This window comes from Pseudomonas fluorescens, assembly GCF_900636825.1.
In the GTDB taxonomy this organism is placed as follows: domain Bacteria; phylum Pseudomonadota; class Gammaproteobacteria; order Pseudomonadales; family Pseudomonadaceae; genus Aquipseudomonas; species Aquipseudomonas fluorescens_BG.
Map to the genome: position 1 here is coordinate 416151 of NZ_LR134318.1, position 20096 is coordinate 436246.

Genomic DNA, 20096 nt, shown 5'->3' on the forward strand with positions numbered 1-20096 from the left:
GCCCAAAGTCGTAGGGCAGGGCGCTTGACAGCGGTGACCGCTCAGTCTTGTGGGGACTTTGCGAGGCGCGTATCCTCGCTGACCAGTCTGTCCAACAGTAAAAAGCGGAATGCCAAAATGTCTGATCTGAAAACTGCCGCTCTCGAATATCATGCCAATCCTCGTCCAGGGAAGCTGAGTGTCGAGCTCACCAAGGCCACTGCTACTGCTCGCGACTTGTCGCTGGCTTACAGCCCCGGCGTAGCTGAACCAGTGCGCGAGATCGCTCGCGATCCCGAACTGGCCTACAAATACACCGGCAAGGGCAACCTGGTTGCAGTCATTTCCGATGGCACCGCGATTCTCGGTCTGGGCAACCTCGGCCCGTTGGCGTCCAAGCCAGTAATGGAAGGTAAAGGCGTGCTGTTCAAGCGCTTCGCCGGCATCGATGTGTTCGACATCGAAGTGGATTCCGAAAGCCCGCAAGCCTTCATCGACACGGTAAAGCGCATTTCGATCACCTTCGGTGGCATCAACCTGGAAGATATCAAGGCGCCTGAGTGCTTTGAGATCGAACGTGCTCTGATCGAGCAGTGCGACATTCCGGTTTTCCACGATGACCAGCACGGCACCGCGATCGTTACCGCTGCCGGCATGATCAACGCCCTGGAAATCGCTGGCAAAACCCTGCCTGACGCCAAGATCGTCTGCCTGGGCGCCGGCGCGGCGGCCATCTCCTGCATGAAATTGCTGGTGAGCATGGGCGCACGCATCGAAAACATCTTCATGGTTGACCGTACCGGCGTGATCCACTCCGGCCGTGACGACCTGAACCAGTACAAAGCAGTCTTCGCTCACGCCACCGAGAAGCGCACCCTCGCTGATGCTCTGGCAGGCGCTGACGTGTTCGTCGGTCTGTCCGGCCCGAACCTGCTGAGCCCTGAAGGCCTGCTGTCGATGGCGGCCAACCCGATCGTGTTCGCCTGCTCGAACCCGGATCCGGAAATCTCCCCGGAACTGGCGCACGCCACTCGCAGCGACGTGATCATGGCCACCGGCCGTTCGGACTACCCGAACCAGGTCAACAACGTGCTGGGCTTCCCGTTCATCTTCCGCGGTGCTCTGGACGTTCGCGCCAAGCGCATCAATGAAGAAATGAAAGTCGCCGCAGCCAATGCCCTGCGTGAACTGGCCAAACTGCCAGTGCCTCAGGACGTCTGCGACGCCTACGGCGGCGCACCTCTGGAATTCGGCCGTGAGTACATCATTCCGAAGCCAATGGACAAGCGCCTGATCACCCTGATCTCCGACGCTGTGGCCAAAGCGGCAATCGAGACCGGTGTGGCGACCCTGCCGTATCCGAAGAACTACCCGCTGAAAAGCGTGGATGACGTGTTCAACGGTTAAAAGCAGCCGCCCATAAAAAAACCCAGCCTGGTGCTGGGTTTTTTTATGGGCTACAAGCTACAAGCTACAAGTTTAAAGCTTCAAGCAGTGCGCATTCCTGCCTTTACTTGCAGCTCAGAGCTTGCCGCTTGTAGCTGCCCCTCTAGAACAAATCGATCGGCGCCTGCTCATCCGCTGGCAGCGGGCTGCCCGGCACTGCGCCGTTGCCCAGCTCATTCACCGAAGGCGGCGTGTCTTCAGCCTTGAACAGCTCGAAGTACGCGCCCGGCGTGCTCGGTGTCGCCGCGCGACCGCTGACCGGGTCCACTCGCAGGCTCAACAAGCCTTCCGGCTCCGGCTGAACATGGGGTGGCTTGTCCTTGAGCGCCGCCGACATGTAGTTCATCCAGATCGGCAGCGCCACGGTGCCGCCGAACTCACGGCGACCAAGGCTTTCCGGCTGGTCGAAACCGGTCCACACCGTGGTCACGTAATCGGCGTTGTAACCGGAGAACCACGCATCTTTCGATTCGTTGGTGGTACCGGTCTTGCCGGCGATGTCGCTGCGGCCCATGGCCAGTGCGCGACGGCCAGTGCCGAGTTTGATGACGTCCTGCAACATGCTGTTGAGAATATAGGTGGTGCGACCATCGACGATTCGCTCAGCCACGGCCGGCGCTTGCGGCACGGCCGGATTGCCGGCGGCTTCGGCGGGCACTGGTGCGGAATCGACCGTGAACGACTCGCTGGCAGGCGCCGCGATACCGTCGGTCGCCGAGCCACCTTGCGGCACCGTCGGCGGATTGGCGACGAACAGCGTGTCGCCGTTGCGGCTCTCGATCTTGTCGATGATGTATGGCGCGATCTTGTAGCCACCGTTGGCGAATGTCGCCCAACCGGTAGCGATCTCCATCGGCGTCAGTGTTGCAGTGCCCAATGCCAGCGACAGGTTTGGCGGCAGATCCTGCTTGTTGAAGCCAAAGCGCGTGATGTAGTCGATGGTCTTGCCCACCCCCATTGCTTGCAGCAAGCGGATCGACACCAGATTGCGCGACTTGTAGAGCGCTTCACGCAGGCGGATCGGACCGAGGAAAGTGTTGGTGTCGTTCTTCGGACGCCAGACTTTGTCCAGGTACTCGTCAACGAACACGATCGGCGCATCGTTGACCAGGCTGGCGGCGGTGTAACCGTTATCCAGCGCGGCGCTGTAGACGAATGGCTTGAAACTCGAGCCCGGCTGACGCTTGGCCTGCATGGCGCGGTTGTAATTGCTCTGCTCGAAGGCAAAACCACCGACCAGCGAACGAATCGCGCCGTTCTGCGGATCCAGCGAGACCAGCGCACCTTGTGCCTGCGGGATCTGGCTGAACTTCAGCGAATTGTCGGTCTGGCGCTGCACGCGAACCAGATCGCCGACCTGCGCGACATCCGACGGCTGGCGTGGATTGGCGCCCATGCTGTTGGTGTTGAGGAACGGTCGCGCCCATTTCATGGTGTCCCAGGCCACGTGCTCTTCGCCGGTGCGGGTCAGCACCTGCAGGCCGTTCTTGTCGACCTGAGTGACAATCGCCGGCTCAAGGCTGCTGATGGTGCGCTGCTTGGTCAGTTCTGTGGCCCAGGCTTCGCGGGTCTTGCCTGGCAGGCGCGACTCGGGTCCACGGTAGCCGTGGCGCTGGTCATAGGTCATCAAGCCTTCGTGCAGGGCGGTGTTGGCCATTTCCTGCAGATTGCTCGGCACCGTGGTGGTGACGCGGAAGCCTTCGGTATAGGCGTCGCTGCCGTAGCGGCCGACCATTTCGGCACGAGCCATTTCGGCGATGTACGGCGCGTTCACTTCCGGGGTCGGCACGTGATAGCTGGCGTTCAGCGGCTCATTGATGGCGGCGGTGTAATCGGCCTCGCTGATCTTGCCCAGTTTATACATGCGCCCGAGGATCCAGTCGCGGCGCTCTTTGCTGCGCGCCGGGTTGGCGAGCGGGTTGAAGCGCGACGGGGCTTTCGGCAGGCCGGCGATCATCGCCATCTGCGCGAGGCTGACGTCACGGATCGATTTGCCGTAATACACCTGCGCCGCCGCCTCGATGCCATAGGCGCGGTTGCCCAGATAGATCTTGTTGACGTAGAGCTCAAGGATTTCATCCTTGGTCAGCTGCCGCTCGATCTGCAGGGCCAAAAGGATCTCGGTGGTTTTGCGCGAGAAGCTGCGTTCGCTGGTCAGGAAAAAGTTCTTCGCCACCTGCATGGTGATCGTGCTACCGCCGGACTGGATGTGCCCGCTTTTCACCAATTGGGTCGCGGCGCGCATCAGGCTGCTCGGATCGACGCCATAGTGGTTGGCAAAATTGTCGTCTTCAGCACTTAGTAACGCATTAATGAAATTGGGGGGAATGTCGGCGAAACGGATCGGTGTACGGCGCATTTCGCCAAATTCTGCGATCAACTTGTCGTCGCTGCTGTAGACGCGCAGGGGAATCTGCAACTGAATGCTTCTCAGCGCCTCCACAGACGGCAAACCCGGACTAAGGTAAAGAAACGCGCCGCTGAGACTCAAAAGCAGTCCGCAGAAAACGGCGACGATGGACCAACCGAAAAATTTCAGCAGACGAATCAAGGCGTTTGAACATCCAGAGCAAAGAATGAATTGGGCGACGGCGTTCCGGCTACACACAGAACAGTCCGCGCTGGCAGTAAAAAGCGGAAAAAAACGCTGGGCATTATAAGCACTTTTCTGCCGGAGGCGTCATTTGCGCTTCTGTCAAGATGGGGTGAAGGAACGCAATGCGTATTACAGAGTCCGTAACTCACGGAAAGTCATAGGGAATTGGTAGTGCTGGGACTCTTCAATAAAAAGGCCAATACATTGCTGGGGATCGACATCAGCTCCACCTCGGTGAAGCTGTTGGAATTGAGCCGTCAGGGTGATCGCTACCGGGTCGAGGCGTATGCGGTAGAGCCGCTGCCGATCAATGCGGTGGTCGAAAAGAACATCGCCGAACTCGAAGGCGTCGGCCTCGCCCTCAGTCGGGTGCTGGTCAAGGCGCGCACCGGCTCGAAAGGCGTGGCGGTGGCCGTCGCCGGTTCGGCGGTGATCACCAAGATCATCGAAATGGACGCCTGGCTTTCCGACGACGAACTGGAAAACCAGCTCAAGATCGAGGCCGATCAATACATTCCCTATCCACTGGATGAAGTCGCCATCGACTTCGAAGTCCAGGGCGTGTCCGCGCGCAATCCGGAGCGGGTCAACGTCTTGCTGGCCGCCTGCCGCAAGGAAAACGTCGAAGTGCGCGAAGCGGCATTGGCGCTGGCCGGGCTGACAGCACGAGTGGTCGACGTAGAGGCCTACGCGCTGGAGCGCGCATTCAGTCTGCTGGCAACACAATTGGCCGCTTCGCAAGAGCGTCTGACCGTCGCAGTGGTCGACATCGGCGCGACCATGACCACCCTCAGTGTCCTGCACAACGGCAAAATCATTTATACGCGCGAGCAGCTGTTCGGCGGCCGGCAATTGACCGAGGAAATCCAGCGTCGCTACGGCCTGACCCTCGAGCAAGCGGGACTTGCGAAAAAACAGGGAGGGTTGCCCGATGATTATGTCGCCGAGGTCTTGCAGCCGTTCCGCGAAGCGCTGGTGCAGCAGGTTTCGCGCTCACTGCAGTTCTTCTTCGCCTCCGGGCAGTACAACGCCGTCGATCACATCCTGCTTGCCGGTGGCACGGCCTCGGTGCCGGGGCTGGATCGGTTGATCGAGCAGCGCTTGCACACGCCGACCCAAGTGGCCAATCCGTTTTCCAACATGGCCCTGAGCAGCAAAGTCAATGCGGGGGCGCTAGCCAGTGACGCGCCGGCGCTGATGATCGCTTGCGGGCTCGCGCTCAGGAGTTTCGACTGATGGCGCGGATCAACCTTTTACCTTGGCGCGAGGAGCGCCGCGAAGAACGGCGCAAGCGTTTTCTGCTGGCTCTGGTCGGCGTGGTGGTCGGCTCCATTGGCGCCGTACTGATTGCCGATCAGATCACCAGTGCCGCCATCGCCCGGCAAATGGCACGTAACAACTACATCGGCAAACAGATTGCCGTGGTCGATGAGCGGATCAAACAGATCAGCGATCTCAAGGCGCGTCGCCAGCAACTGGTCGAGCGCATGCGCATCATCCAGGACTTGCAAGGCAACCGGCAGATCAGTGGGCGAATCTTCGACCAACTGGCGCGCACGCTGCCCGACGGTGTGTATTTCACCGACGTGAAGATGAGCGGCAAAACCCTGTCGATCAGTGGCGCGGCCGAATCGAATAATCGCGTCTCCGAACTGATGCGCAATCTGGATGCCTCCGATTGGTTCGATGCGCCGAGTCTCAACGAAGTGAAGGCGACGACTGCCGGTCAGGTGGATCAGGCCAATACTTTCGAACTGACCGTTCGGCAGATGCAGCCCAAAATGCTGGAGGGCGACCAATGAAGCCGTCCGAGTGGCTGCAGGGGCTGCGCAACATTGACTTCAACGACCTCGATACCAACAACATCGGCTCCTGGCCGTCCGCGGTAAAAGCCATGGCCGGCGCACTATTGATGGTGCTGATATTGGGGCTGGGCTATAACTTTTTCATCAGCGACCTGGAAAGCCAGCTTCACGCCAAGCGCGAAGAGGAGGCGACACTCAAGGAACAGTTCGCCAGCAAGGCGCGTCTGTCGGCCAATCTGGAGCTGTACACCCAGCAAATGAAAGAGATGGAAAACTCTTTCGGCGTGCTCCTGCGGCAGTTGCCCAGCGACACCGAAGTCCCTGGCCTTCTGGAGGACATCACCCGCACGGGGTTAGGCAGCGGCCTGGAATTCGAAGAGATCAAATTGCTGCCGGAGGTAACCCAGCCGTTCTACATCGAACTGCCGATCCAGATCACCGTGACCGGCGCTTATCATGACCTCGCCACATTTGTCAGTGGCGTTGCCGGGCTGCCACGCATCGTGACCTTGCATGATTTTGACCTGGTGCCCGTGACTCCGGACGGCGGGCCAAAATTACGCATGAGCATACTCGCCAAGACTTACCGCTATAACGACAAGGGGCTGCAGAAATGAGCCCGATCGGTTATGTCGCGCTGTCGATTGCCTTGCTCACGTTGAGTGGGTGTGGAGGCAGCGACGACTTCAGCGACCTCGACGTCTACATGAACGAAGTGCGCCTGCGTCCGGCGGGCAAAATTGAACCAACCCCGACATTCCGGTCTTACCCAACATTCACTTACAGCGCCGCTAATCTGCGCAGCCCGTTTTCGCGGCAGGTGCGGGTCGATCTGGCGGGGCAGAAACACGGCTCGCGCAACGTCAAACCCGATCCCACCCGGATCAAGCAATACCTCGAAGGTTTCAACATCGAGCAGTTCGAAATGGTCGGCACGATTGCCAATGCTTCCGGCGCCTTTGCATTGTTGCGCGGCGCGGGCGGGGTGCATCGGCTGAAGGTCGGCGATTACCTGGGACGTAATGATGGCCGGATCGTCGCCATCAGCGCGACTCAGGTCGATGTGGTCGAAATCGTGCCGGACGGCCAGGGCGCCTGGCTGGAGCGCCCGCGCACCATTCCTTTGAAAGAGCACTCATAGTGGAAGTCGAATAATGAACAGGATTTTCTCCACCCTCGGTTTTTCGCTATGGATAGCGCTGATGTCGCCGATGGTACTCGCGGCCAACCTGAAGACGCTGGATGTCGCAGCGTTACCGGGGGATCGCATTGAATTGAAGCTGTCCTTTGACGGTCCGCCGCCGCAACCCAAGGGCTACACCACCGAGTCGCCGGCGCGAATTGCGCTCGATCTGCCTGGGGTTGCCAGTCAGCTGGCGAGCAAAAATGTCGATCTGGGCAGCGGCAATGCCCGCACGGCCACGGTGGTTGAAGCAAAGGATCGAACGCGCCTGATCGTCAGTCTGACGCAGCTGACGCCCTATACCACACGGGTTGAAGGCAGCACGCTGTTCGTGGTGGTCGGGCAGGGCGCGCCGGCTGCCGCACCGCGCCCGGCCGTCGTGCCGCGCGCCAAGCCAGTCGCCGCAGCGCCGGTCAAGGCCTACGTGCCGACCAGTCGGGCCATTCGGGGCGTCGACTTCCAGCGCGGCACCTCCGGCGAGGGCAACGTCGTCATCGACCTGTCCGACCCGACCATCGCCCCGGATATTCAGGAGCATGACGGCAAGATCATCCTCGCTTTCGCCCGCACGCAACTGCCGGAAAAGCTGCGGGTGCGTCTCGACGTCAAGGATTTCGCAACCCCGGTGCAATTCGTCAATGCTGCTGTGACAGCCGATCGCACGGTCATTACCGTTGAGCCAAGTGGCACCTACGAATATTCGACGTTTCAGACCGACAACAAACTGACCGTCAGCATCCGCCCGATGACACTCGACGACCTGCAAAAGCGCAATGCCGATCGGCAGGCTTACGTCGGCGAAAAGCTTTCGCTGAATTTTCAGGACATCGATGTGCGCTCGGTGCTGCAACTGATCGCCGACTTCACCAATCTCAATCTGGTAGCCAGCGATACCGTGCAGGGCGGCATCACCTTGCGCCTGCAGAACGTGCCGTGGGATCAGGCGCTGGATCTGGTGTTGAAAACCAAGGGGCTGGATAAACGCAAGGTCGGCAATGTCCTGTTGGTCGCGCCGGCCGACGAGATCGCCGCCCGCGAGCGTCAGGAACTGGAATCGCAGAAGCAGATCGCCGAACTGGCTCCGCTGCGTCGTGAGCTGTTGCAAGTGAACTACGCCAAGGCGGCAGACATCGCCAAGCTGTTCCAGTCTGTGACCAGTGCCGAGGCGAAAGTCGATGAGCGCGGCTCGATCACTGTCGACGAGCGGACCAACAACATCATTGCTTACCAGACTCAGGATCGTCTCGACGAACTGCGGCGGATCGTGGCGCAACTGGATATTCCGGTACGCCAGGTGATGATCGAAGCGCGCATCGTCGAAGCCAACGTCGATTACGACAAGAGTCTGGGCGTGCGCTGGGGTGGTTCGGTGCAGAACAAGGGCAACTGGAACACCTCGGGGGTGAGCAACGGTTCATCGACCACCATTGGCACGCCGGGCAGCACCAGTACCAACTCGCCGTTCGTCGACATGGGCACCGTCAACAACACCTCCGGCATCGGGATCGCCTTCATTACCGACAATGTGTTGCTCGACCTTGAGCTGACCGCCATGGAAAAAACCGGCAACGGCGAAATTGTCTCGCAGCCGAAAGTGGTCACCTCGGACAAAGAGACCGCAAAAATCCTCAAGGGCACGGAAATTCCTTATCAGGAGGCCAGTTCCAGCGGTGCGACGTCGGTGTCGTTCAAGGAGGCATCGCTGTCGCTGGAAGTGACACCGCAGATAACCCCGGACAACCGCATCATCATGGAGGTCAAGGTCACCAAAGACGAACCGGATTACCTGAACAAAGTGCAGGATGTGCCGCCGATCAAGAAAAACGAGGTCAACGCCAAAGTGCTGGTCAATGACGGCGAAACCATCGTGATTGGCGGTGTTTTCTCAAATACTCAAAGCAAGGTTGTAGATAAGGTGCCATTTCTTGGCGATGTGCCGTATCTTGGCCGCCTTTTCCGGCGTGATGTGGTTTCGGAGAAAAAATCCGAGCTGCTGGTGTTTCTCACTCCGCGTATCATGAACAATCAGGCGATTGCTGTGAGTCATTGATTCTGTGCGAAATTTGATTCTTGTTGGACCGATGGGGGCTGGAAAAAGCACCATCGGCCGGTTGCTGGCCAAAGAGCTGCGCCTGCCGTTCAAAGATTCCGACAAGGAAATTGAACTGCGCACGGGCGCCAATATCCCGTGGATCTTCGACAAGGAAGGCGAACCGGGCTTTCGTGACCGTGAGCAGGCGATGATCGCCGAACTCTGCGCCTTCGATGGCGTGGTTCTCGCAACCGGCGGCGGCGCGGTCATGCGCGATGCCAATCGCAAGGCCCTGCATGAAGGCGGACGCGTGGTGTACTTGCATGCTTCAGTCGAGCAGCAGGTCGGGCGCACGTCGCGTGACCGCAATCGGCCATTGCTGCGCACGGCCGACCCGGCGAAAACCCTGCGTGACCTGCTTGCCATTCGCGATCCGCTTTATCGGGAAATCGCCGATCTGGTGGTGGAAACCGACGAGCGGCCGCCACGCATGGTAGTGCTCGACATTCTCGATCGTCTGGCGCAGCTTCCACCCCGTTAAAGCATCGCTCGAAATGCGCTATCCTCGGCGTCCTGTCACAGCCCGCCGCGGTGTGGCGGACGGCGAGCGAGCGGTGTCATATCCGCCGGGCCGCAATAACCAATAATTCAGGGCAGGACGCCTGCTTTTCCATCTTCACTGTGGGGACACATGCAGACACTCAAGGTCGATCTAGGCGAGCGCAGCTACCCGATTCATATTGGCGAAGGTTTGTTGGATCAGCCTGAGCTGCTGGCGCCGCATATTCACGGGCGGCAGGTGGCAATCATTTCCAACGAGACCGTCGCGCCGCTCTATCTCGAACGTCTGACCCGCAGCCTCGCGCAGTTTTCGGTAATTTCCGTCGTGCTGCCTGACGGCGAAGCCTTCAAGAACTGGGAAACCCTGCAACTGATCTTCGACGGTTTGCTGACCGCTCGTCATGACCGCCGCACCACTGTGATCGCCTTGGGCGGCGGTGTGATTGGTGACATGGCCGGTTTCGCCGCTGCCTGCTATCAGCGCGGTGTCGACTTCATCCAGATTCCCACGACGTTGTTGTCTCAGGTCGATTCATCCGTGGGCGGCAAAACCGGAATCAACCATCCGTTGGGCAAAAACATGGTCGGTGCGTTCTACCAGCCGAACGTGGTGCTGATCGATACCGCATCCCTGAAAACCCTGCCGGAGCGCGAGCTGTCAGCCGGTCTGGCGGAAGTCATCAAATACGGTCTGATCTGCGACGAGCCGTTCCTGTCCTGGCTCGAAGACAATGTCGACGCCCTGCGTGCGCTGGATCAAACAGCCCTGACTTATGCCATCGAGCGCTCCTGCGCGGCCAAGGCTGCGGTGGTTGGCGCCGATGAGAAGGAAACCGGCGTGCGCGCCACCCTTAACCTCGGTCACACCTTCGGGCACGCCATCGAGACCCACATGGGCTATGGTGTCTGGCTGCATGGTGAAGCGGTGGCGGCTGGCACCGTGATGGCGCTGGAAATGTCCGCGCGTCTGGGCTGGATCAGCAACGAGGAGCGCGATCGCGGCATTCGTCTGTTTCAGCGCGCCGGTCTGCCGGTGGTGCCACCGACGGAAATGACCGAAGCCGATTTTCTGCAACACATGGCAATCGACAAAAAAGTGATCGACGGTCGTCTGCGCCTGGTGCTGCTGCGCCGGATGGGCGAAGCGGTCGTCACCGCCGATTATCCGAAAGAGATTTTACAGGCCACGCTGGGAGCGGATTACCGCGCTCTGGCTCAGCTTAAAGGTTAATAAGATTCGATGACTAGTTTGCATGCCGACGAGGCGTTCCTCGGCCATTTCCAGTTAAGCCACGATCCGTTCGCGCCGCGGGTGCCGGGCTTCAAGTTCTTCCCGGCCCAGCGCAAGCCCGTGCTGGGGCAACTGCATCATCTGGCGCGATACAGCCAGTTGCTGCTGGTGGTCACTGGCCCCCACGGCAGCGGCAAGACTTTGCTGCGTCAGGCGCTGGTGGCCAGCACCAACAAGCAGTCGGTGCAGAGCGTGGTGGTTTCCGCCCGTGGTGCCGGTGATGCGGCCGGTGTGTTGCGCCAAGTGGCGCAGGCATTGAACGTCGCTCAGGCTGAAGTCGGCGCGATTCTCGAACAAGTAGTGCAACTTGCCCTCACCGGGCAGGAAGTCTATTTGCTGGTGGATGACGCCGAACAGCTCGACGAGTCCGCGCTTGAAGCGCTGATGGCGCTGGGTGCGGGGACGCCGGAAGGTCGCCCGCACGTGTTCCTGTTCGGTGAGTCATCGCTGATCGCGCAACTCGAAGCGTTGCAGCTGGAAGAAGAACGTTTCCACGTCATCGAATTGCAGCCGTACACCGAAGAAGAGACCCGCGAGTATCTCGACCAACGGCTTGAAGGTGCGGGCCGCGGTGTCGAACTTTTCACCGCGGATCAGATCTCTGATATTCACGAAAGCTCCGAGGGTTGGCCGGGCAATATCAACCAGGTCGCTCGCGATGCTCTGATCGAAGTCATGATTGCCAGCCGCTCCGCGGTCAAGCGTCCAAGTATGGGGTTCAACATGCCGAAGAAACACGTATTGGCGATTTCCGCCGTCGTTGTGGTCGCGGTCGCCGCCGCCTGGTTGATGCCGGGTCGCACCAAGGCGCCAACCACCGGCGCACCAGCCAATGAACAGGCACAGTTGCCATTGGGGCAGGGCGCAGCGAACGGTGCCAATCCATCCGTCGAGTTCGCCGGTAACACCCAACCGATGCCACTGCCACTGGTCGGTAACTCTCAACCGGTCATGCGCGGTCCGCTGGCCGAAGAGGCTGGTGGCATCACCGAAGGCGACGATGGCGTGCCGGTCGAAGGCTCCAGCGCCACGCCGCCAACCGTAACGACCTCGGCGCCTCCTGCCGGTGTTCCGGCCGGTCCTGCGCCGACGCCAGTTCCGGTGCCAGCGGCCAAGCCGACTCCGGCGCCGACCCAGGTTGCAACCGCCAAGCCTGCTCCGGCAGCGCCGGCCGCGAAACCGGCGCCAGCGCCAGCCAAGCCGGCCGAGAAGCCAGTTACCGTCGCCAAAGCGGCCGGTGGCAGTTGGTACGCCGGACAGCCGACCAGTAACTACGTCGTGCAGATCCTCGGCACCAGCTCGGAAACCGCGGCGCAGAACTTCGTCAAAGAGCAGGGTGGCGAGTATCGTTACTTCAAGAAAGTCCTCAACGGCAAGCCGCTTTATGTAATCACCTACGGCAACTTTGCCAACCGTGATGCGGCCGTTTCTGCCATCAAGGCCTTGCCAGCGAAGGTTCAGGCTGGTAAACCTTGGCCTCGCACTGTCGCCAGCGTCCAACAAGAGCTGGCAACAACTCGCTGAAGATTCGGCGGCCTTACCCAGGCCGCCTCTCCAGGCACCTCAAAATCTCCACGAGTGCGCGCCGCCTGAAAAGGTCGCGTGCCTTGTGGTGTCTGCGTCACAGTAGTTTTTGAGTCGTTGCAGTCAGAATTTAAAAAAGTTTTGACTAGCACAGCAGATCGCTTTAAACCTTTCACAAATGCGACATGAATTTGCGACAGTTCGTCGTCAAATTTGTGAGCCTCTGTGTCGCTGTGTACAATGACCACCCTTTTGCCCCCGCGAAGCCGGCGTACGTTCGGCGCGGAACGCAAGTGGTTGAATTGAAAAGAAATTTGCCTCGAATAGAGGCAGCCTGGTGAGAAAGTGTCTATGAAAGCAGGTCTGTACCAACCAGATGAATTCAAGGATAACTGCGGTTTCGGCCTGATAGCACATATGCAGGGCGAGCCGAGTCATACCCTTTTGACAACGGCCATCGAGGCCCTGACCTGCATGACCCACCGCGGTGGGATTAATGCCGACGGCAAGACCGGTGACGGTTGCGGTCTGCTGATTCAGAAGCCTGACGCGTTCCTGCGTGCGATTGCCCAGGAAACCTTCAGCGTCGAGCTGCCCAAGCAATATGCCGTGGGCATGGTGTTCTTCAATCAGGATCCGGCCAAAGCCGAAGCCGCTCGCGAAAACATGAACCGCGAGATCCTCGCTGAAGGCCTGCAACTGATCGGTTGGCGCAAAGTGCCGATCGACACCAGCGTTCTCGGCCGTCTGGCCCTTGAGCGCCTGCCGCAAATCGAGCAGGTGTACATCGGCGGCGAAGGCCTGAGCGATCAGGACATGGCGGTAAAACTGTTCAGTGCGCGTCGCCGTTCGTCGGTCGCCAACGCCGCTGACACCGATCATTACATCTGCAGTTTTTCGCACAAGACCATCATCTATAAAGGCTTGATGATGCCGGCCGACCTGGCCGCGTTCTATCCGGACCTGAGTGACGAGCGCCTGCAAACCGCGATCTGCGTGTTCCACCAGCGCTTCTCCACCAATACCTTGCCGAAATGGCCGCTGGCTCAGCCATTCCGCTTCCTCGCCCACAACGGCGAAATCAACACCATCACCGGTAACCGCAACTGGGCGCAGGCGCGTCGGACCAAGTTCACCAACGATCTGATGGATCTGGAAGAACTCGGCCCGCTGGTCAACCGTGTCGGTTCCGACTCCTCGAGCATGGACAACATGCTCGAACTGATGGTTACCGGTGGCATCGACCTGTTCCGTGGCGTGCGGATGATCATTCCGCCTGCGTGGCAGAACGTTGAAACCATGGACCCGGATCTGCGTGCATTCTACGAGTACAACTCGATGCACATGGAACCGTGGGACGGCCCGGCCGGCGTAGTAATGACCGATGGTCGCTACGCGGTGTGCCTGCTCGACCGTAACGGTCTGCGCCCGGCGCGCTGGGTTACCACCAAGAACGGTTTCATCACCCTGGCGTCGGAAATCGGCGTGTGGAACTACCAGCCGGAAGACGTGCTCGCCAAGGGCCGTGTCGGCCCTGGTCAGATCTTCGCCGTGGACACCGAAACCGGGCAGATCCTCGACACCGATGCGATCGACAACCGTCTGAAGTCCCGCCATCCGTACAAGCAATGGCTGCGCAAGAATGCCCTGCGCATTCAGGCGACCATGGAAGACAACGATCACGGTTCGGCTTTCTACGACGTCGATCAGCTCAAGCAGTACATGAAGATGTATCAGGTCACGTTCGAAGAGCGTGATCAGGTACTGCGTCCGCTCGGCGAACAAGGCTACGAAGCCGTTGGCTCGATGGGCGACGATACGCCGATGGCCGTGCTGTCTCAGCGTGTGCGTACGCCGTACGACTATTTCCGCCAGCAATTCGCCCAGGTGACCAACCCGCCGATCGACCCGCTGCGTGAAGCGATCGTGATGTCGCTGGAAATCTGCCTTGGTGCCGAGCGCAACATCTTCCAGGAATCGCCTGAGCACGCCTCGCGCGTGATCCTCAGCTCGCCAGTGATTTCGCCGGCCAAGTGGCGCTCGCTGATGAACCTTGAACGTCCGGGTTTCGAACGGGCGGTCATCGACCTCAACTACGACGAAAGCCTCGGCCTCGAAGCGGCGATCCGCAACGTCGCCGATCAGGCTGAAGAAGCCGTGCGCGCCGGTCGGACCCAGATCGTCCTCAGCGACCGGCATATTGCGCCGGGCAAACTGCCGATTCACGCTTCGCTGGCGACCGGTGCGGTGCACCACCGCCTGACCGAGAAAGGCCTGCGTTGCGACTCCAACATTCTCGTTGAAACCGCGACCGCCCGTGACCCGCATCACTTCGCTGTGCTGATCGGTTTCGGCGCCTCGGCGGTGTATCCGTTCCTGGCCTACGAAGTATTGGGCGACCTGATCCGTACCGGTGAAGTGCTGGGCGACCTCTATGAGGTGTTCAAGAACTACCGCAAAGGCATCACCAAAGGTCTGTTGAAGATTCTTTCGAAGATGGGCATCTCGACCATCGCCTCTTACCGTGGCGCACAGCTGTTCGAAGCCATTGGTCTGTCCGAAGAAGTCTGCGAGCTGAGCTTCCGTGGCGTGCCGAGCCGGATCAAAGGCGCGCGTTTCGTCGATATCGAAGCCGAGCAGAAAGCGCTGGCCGTCGTAGCCTGGAGTCCGCGCAAGCCGATCCAGCAGGGCGGTCTGCTGAAGTTCGTCCACGGTGGCGAATATCACGCGTACAACCCGGACGTGGTCAACACCCTGCAAGCCGCTGTGCAGCAGGGCGACTACGCCAAGTTCAAGGAATACACCGCGCTGGTGGACAACCGTCCGGTGTCGATGATCCGCGACCTGTTCAAGGTCAAGACCCTCGAAACCCCGCTGGACATCAGTGAAATCGAACCGCTGGAATCGGTGCTCAAGCGCTTCGACTCCGCCGGTATCTCGCTGGGCGCTCTGTCGCCGGAAGCTCACGAAGCGCTGGCCGAAGCCATGAACCGCCTCGGCGCGCGTTCGAACTCCGGCGAAGGCGGTGAAGATCCGGCGCGTTACGGCACCATCAAGAGCTCGAAAATCAAGCAGGTTGCGACTGGCCGTTTCGGTGTTACCCCGGAATATCTGGTCAACGCCGAAGTGCTGCAGATCAAGGTCGCGCAAGGCGCCAAGCCGGGTGAGGGCGGGCAACTGCCGGGCGGTAAGGTCAACGGGCTGATCGCCAAACTGCGTTACGCAGTGCCGGGCGTCACGCTGATTTCGCCACCGCCGCACCACGACATCTATTCGATCGAAGATTTGTCGCAGCTGATTTTTGACCTGAAACAGGTCAACCCGCAGGCACTGGTTTCGGTGAAGCTGGTCGCTGAAGCGGGCGTCGGCACCATCGCCGCCGGTGTGGCCAAGGCCTATGCGGACTTGATCACCATTTCCGGCTACGACGGTGGCACCGGTGCTTCGCCGCTGACCTCGATCAAATATGCCGGCGCACCGTGGGAACTCGGCCTCGCCGAAACTCACCAGACCCTGCGCGGCAACGACCTGCGCGGCAAAGTCCGGGTGCAAACCGACGGCGGCCTGAAAACCGGCCTCGACGTGATCAAAGCGGCGATCCTCGGCGCCGAAAGCTTCGGCTTTGGCACCGCGCCAATGATCGCGCTGGGCTGCAAATACCTGCGCATCTGCCATCTGAACAACTGCGCCACTGGCGTCGCGACTCAGAACGAGAAGCTGCGCAAGGATCACTACATCGGTACTGTCGACATGGTGGTGAATTTCTTCACCTACGTCGCCGAAGAAACCCGCGAGTGGCTGGCCAAGCTCGGCGTGCGCTCCCTTGAAGAGCTGATCGGTCGTACTGATCTGCTGGACATCCTCGAAGGCCAGACCGCCAAGCAAAACCACCTGGACCTGACGCCGCTGTTGGGCAGCGATCACATCCCGGCGGACAAGCCACAATTCTGCGGCGTTGAGCGCAACCCGCCGTTCGACAAAGGTCTGCTGGCCGAGAAAATGGTCGAGATGGCGTCGTCGGCGATCAACGACATGAGCGGCGCCGAGTTCGATCTGGATATCTGCAACTGCGACCGTTCGATCGGCGCACGGATCTCCGGCGAAATCGCGCGCAAGCATGGCAACCAGGGAATGGCGAAAGCGCCGATCACCTTCCGCTTCAAGGGCACGGCTGGGCAGAGCTTCGGTGTGTGGAACGCCGGCGGTCTGAACATGTACCTGGAAGGCGACGCCAACGACTACGTCGGCAAAGGCATGACCGGTGGCAAGCTGACCATCGTGCCGCCGAAGGGCAGCGTCTACAAAACCCAGGAAAGCGCCATCATCGGCAACACCTGTCTGTATGGCGCCACGGGCGGCAAGCTGTTCGCCGCCGGCACCGCAGGCGAGCGTTTTGCCGTGCGCAACTCCGGTGCCCACACGGTCGTGGAAGGCACTGGCGATCACTGCTGCGAGTACATGACCGGTGGTTTCGTCTGCGTTCTGGGCAAGACCGGTTACAACTTCGGCTCAGGCATGACCGGCGGTTTCGCCTACGTGCTCGATCAGGACAACACCTTCGTTGACCGGGTCAACCACGAACTGGTGGAAATCCAGCGGATCAGCGGCGAGGCGATGGAAGCCTATCGCAGCCACCTGCAAAACGTGCTGAACGAGTACGTCGCGGAAACCGACAGCGAGTGGGGTCGTGAACTCGCCGAAAACCTCGATGATTACTTGCGTCGTTTCTGGCTGGTCAAGCCTAAGGCGGCGAGCTTGAAATCTCTGCTCTCAAGTACTCGTGCGAGTCCGCAATAACGACGCAGCTGCAAGCGGCAAGTTACAAGCCGCAAGTTAACAGCAGTGCGCGATGTGCCTGCAGAGTGATTTTCTTGCAGCTTGAAGCTCGTAGCTTGAAGCTGCTGTTATGAGGTTTTGAAGATGGCCGAACGTCTCAATAACGACTTCCAGTTCATCGATGTCGGGCGCAAAGATCCGAAGAAGAAACTGTTGCGTCAACGCAAGAAAGAGTTCGTGGAAATCTACGAACCATTCAAACCCCAGCAGTCGGCCGATCAGGCCCACCGCTGCCTGGGTTGCGGCAACCCGTATTGCGAATGGAAGTGCCCGGTGCACAACTTCATTCCCAACTGGCTGAAGCTGGTGGCCGAGGGCAATATCCTTCAGGCCGCCGAGCTGTCGCACCAGACCAACACCCTGCCGGAAGTCTGCGGCCGCGTGTGCCCGCAGGATCGTCTGTGCGAAGGTGCCTGCACTCTCAACGACGGTTTCGGTGCAGTAACCATCGGTTCGGTCGAGAAGTACATCACCGACACCGCCTTCGCCATGGGCTGGCGCCCGGACATGTCCAAGGTCAAACCGACCGGCAAACGTGTTGCGATCATCGGCGCAGGCCCGGCGGGTCTGGGTTGTGCCGACGTGCTGGTACGCGGTGGCGTAACCCCGGTGGTGTTCGACAAGAACCCGGAAATCGGTGGTCTGCTGACCTTCGGCATCCCCGAGTTCAAGCTGGAAAAGACCGTGCTGAGCAATCGTCGCGAAGTCTTCACCGGCATGGGCATCGAGTTCCGTCTCAACACCGAAGTCGGCAAAGACGTGACCATCGAGCAACTGCTCGCCGAATACGATGCCGTGTTCATGGGCATGGGCACCTACACCTACATGAAGGGCGGCTTTGCCGGTGAGGACCTGCCGGGCGTCTACGACGCACTGGACTTCCTGATTGCCAACGTCAATCGCAACCTGGGCTTTGAAAAGTCGCCGGAAGATTTCGTCGATATGAAAGGCAAGAAGGTGGTGGTTCTGGGTGGCGGCGACACCGCGATGGACTGCAATCGTACTTCGATCCGCCAAGGCGCCAAGTCGGTGACCTGTGCTTATCGTCGTGACGAAGCGAACATGCCCGGCTCGCGCAAAGAGGTAAAGAACGCCAAGGAAGAAGGCGTGAAATTCCTCTACAACCGCCAGCCGATCGCCATTGTCGGCGAAGACAAGGTTGAAGGCGTGAAGGTGGTCGAGACCCGTCTCGGCGAACCGGACGCCCGTGGCCGTCGCAGCCCTGAGCCGATCCCGGGTTCCGAAGAGATCATCCCGGCCGACGCCGTGGTCATCGCCTTCGGTTTCCGCCCGAGCCCGGCGCCGTGGTTCGAACAGTTCGAGATCCAGACCGACAGCCAGGGCCGCGTCGTTGCGCCTGAGCAAGGTCAGTACAAGCACCAGACCAGCAACCCGAAAATCTTTGCCGGTGGCGATATGGTGCGTGGTTCCGATCTGGTGGTGACAGCGATTTTCGAAGGACGTAATGCCGCCGAAGGGATCCTCGATTACCTGGGCGTCTAAACGCTGCTCGAAACTGCAATGCAATACCTGTGGGAGCTGGCTTGCCAGCGATAGCATCTCCTTGGTTTACCTGACAAACCGAGGTGTCTGCATCGCTGGCAAGCCAGCTCCCACAGTGTTTTGTGGTGTTGCAAAGTCAGCATTCCAACGCAATAAATTGACCCGATAGACAAAAGGCTGACCCACATCCGTGCCTTTTGCCTCGCGCTCTGAGAAAATGCCCGCACTTTTTTTCCGGATGCCGACATGACTGCCCTGAAGAACGACCGTTTCCTCCGCGCCCTGCTCAAGCAACCCGTTGACGTCACGCCTGTGTGGATGATGCGCCAGGCCGGTCGCTATCTGCCGGAATATCGCGCCAGCCGCGCCCACGCCGGGGACTTCATGAGCCTGTGCATGAATCCGGAATTCGCTTGCGAAGTCACCATGCAACCGCTCGACCGCTATCCACAGCTGGACGCGGCGATCCTGTTTTCCGACATCCTCACCATTCCTGATGCCATGGGCCAAGGCCTGTACTTCGAAACCGGTGAAGGTCCGCGCTTTAAGAAAGTCGTCAGCACCCTCGCCGATATCGAAGCCCTGCCGATCCCTGATCCGCACAAGGATCTTGGCTATGTGATGGACGCGGTCAGCACCATCCGTCGCGAACTCAACGGCCGCGTGCCGCTGATCGGCTTCTCCGGCAGCCCTTGGACGCTGGCGACTTACATGGTCGAAGGTGGCTCGTCGAAAGACTTCCGCAAGACCAAAGCGATGCTCTACGACAACCCGCAAGCCATGCACCTGCTGCTCGACAAGCTGGCGCAGTCGGTGACCGCGTACCTCAACGGCCAGATCATGGCCGGCGCGCAAGCGGTGCAGATCTTCGATACCTGGGGCGGCAATCTGTCGGCAGCGGCGTATCAGGAGTTCTCGCTGGCCTACATGAAGAAAATCGTCAGCGGCCTGATCCGCGAACACGACGGGCGCAAAGTGCCGGTGATTCTCTTCACCAAGAACGGCGGCCTGTGGCTGGAAAGCATCGCCGAAGCCGGTGCCGACGCGCTGGGCCTGGACTGGACCTGCGACATCGGCAACGCCCGCGCCCGTGTCGGCGACAAGGTCGCGCTGCAAGGCAACATGGACCCGACCGTGCTCTACGCCAAACCGGAAGCGATTCGCACTGAAGTCGGGCGCATCCTGGCCAGCTACGGCAAAGGCAGCGGCCATGTTTTCAACCTTGGCCACGGCATCACTCCGGAGGTGGATCCGGAGCATGCCGGCGCGTTCCTGCGCGCGGTGCATGAGTTGTCGGCGCAGTATCACGAGTGATCGCGTTGTAATAAAAAACGCCCGGC

13 protein-coding genes are annotated in these 20096 nt (G+C 60.0%); 12 read left to right on the forward strand and 1 reads right to left on the reverse strand.

Annotated elements, in window-relative coordinates; all coding sequences use genetic code 11:
- Positions 1–117 precede the first annotated feature (117 nt).
- On the forward strand, positions 118–1386 hold the full coding sequence (locus EL257_RS01895) for a malic enzyme-like NAD(P)-binding protein (RefSeq protein WP_126359317.1): 1269 nt from the start codon (positions 118–120) through the stop codon (positions 1384–1386).
- Between the two features lie 142 nt (positions 1387–1528).
- Here EL257_RS01895 and EL257_RS01900 read toward each other — a convergent pair whose 3' ends face one another.
- On the reverse strand, positions 1529–3973 hold the full coding sequence (locus EL257_RS01900; protein ID WP_419866605.1) for a penicillin-binding protein 1A: 2445 nt from the start codon (positions 3971–3973) through the stop codon (positions 1529–1531).
- A gap of 219 nt (positions 3974–4192) precedes the next feature.
- Between EL257_RS01900 and EL257_RS01905 the strand changes: the two genes are divergently transcribed.
- From EL257_RS01905 to hemE, 11 genes are all read left to right on the forward strand, one after another.
- A complete protein-coding gene (locus EL257_RS01905) occupies positions 4193–5257 on the forward strand; it encodes a pilus assembly protein PilM (RefSeq protein WP_126359321.1) in 1065 nt (354 codons plus the stop codon).
- Positions 5257–5823: a PilN domain-containing protein gene (locus tag EL257_RS01910; protein ID WP_126359323.1), complete on the forward strand. Its 567-nt coding sequence runs from the start codon at positions 5257–5259 to the stop codon at positions 5821–5823. Before EL257_RS01905 ends, EL257_RS01910 begins: the two co-directional genes overlap by 1 nt.
- Entirely contained in the window at positions 5820–6443 is a 624-nt protein-coding gene (pilO, locus tag EL257_RS01915) for a type 4a pilus biogenesis protein PilO (protein WP_126359325.1), read from the forward strand. The genes EL257_RS01910 and pilO overlap by 4 nt, the downstream gene beginning before the upstream one ends.
- Positions 6440–6967, forward strand: coding sequence for a pilus assembly protein PilP (locus EL257_RS01920; RefSeq protein WP_126359326.1), 528 nt, complete (start codon positions 6440–6442; stop codon positions 6965–6967). The genes pilO and EL257_RS01920 overlap by 4 nt, the downstream gene beginning before the upstream one ends.
- 13 nt (positions 6968–6980) lie before the next feature.
- Positions 6981–9059 (forward strand): type IV pilus secretin PilQ, encoded by a 2079-nt coding sequence (gene pilQ, locus EL257_RS01925; RefSeq protein WP_126359328.1) that lies wholly within the window; start codon positions 6981–6983, stop codon positions 9057–9059.
- A 4-nt stretch (positions 9060–9063) separates the two neighbouring features.
- Complete coding sequence (gene aroK, locus EL257_RS01930) at positions 9064–9582, forward strand: shikimate kinase AroK (RefSeq protein ID WP_045122260.1); 519 nt, start codon at positions 9064–9066, stop codon at positions 9580–9582.
- 150 nt (positions 9583–9732) lie between these two features.
- Positions 9733–10833: a 3-dehydroquinate synthase gene (gene aroB, locus EL257_RS01935; RefSeq protein ID WP_126359330.1), complete on the forward strand. Its 1101-nt coding sequence runs from the start codon at positions 9733–9735 to the stop codon at positions 10831–10833.
- A 9-nt stretch (positions 10834–10842) separates the two neighbouring features.
- Positions 10843–12417, forward strand: coding sequence for an AAA family ATPase (locus EL257_RS01940; protein WP_126359332.1), 1575 nt, complete (start codon positions 10843–10845; stop codon positions 12415–12417).
- Positions 12418–12768: 351 nt separating this feature from the next.
- Positions 12769–17214 carry a glutamate synthase large subunit gene (gltB, locus tag EL257_RS01950; RefSeq protein WP_126359333.1) on the forward strand — a complete coding sequence of 1482 codons (4446 nt, stop codon included), beginning with the start codon at positions 12769–12771 and terminating at the stop codon, positions 17212–17214.
- Positions 17215–17337: 123 nt separating this feature from the next.
- The gene (locus tag EL257_RS01955; RefSeq protein ID WP_126359335.1) at positions 17338–18756 is read left to right on the forward strand and encodes an FAD-dependent oxidoreductase; all 1419 of its coding nucleotides are present in this window, start codon (positions 17338–17340) and stop codon (positions 18754–18756) included.
- Between the two features lie 246 nt (positions 18757–19002).
- The gene (gene hemE / locus EL257_RS01960; RefSeq protein WP_126359337.1) at positions 19003–20070 is read left to right on the forward strand and encodes a uroporphyrinogen decarboxylase; all 1068 of its coding nucleotides are present in this window, start codon (positions 19003–19005) and stop codon (positions 20068–20070) included.
- The last annotated feature ends 26 nt before the right edge of the window (positions 20071–20096 follow it).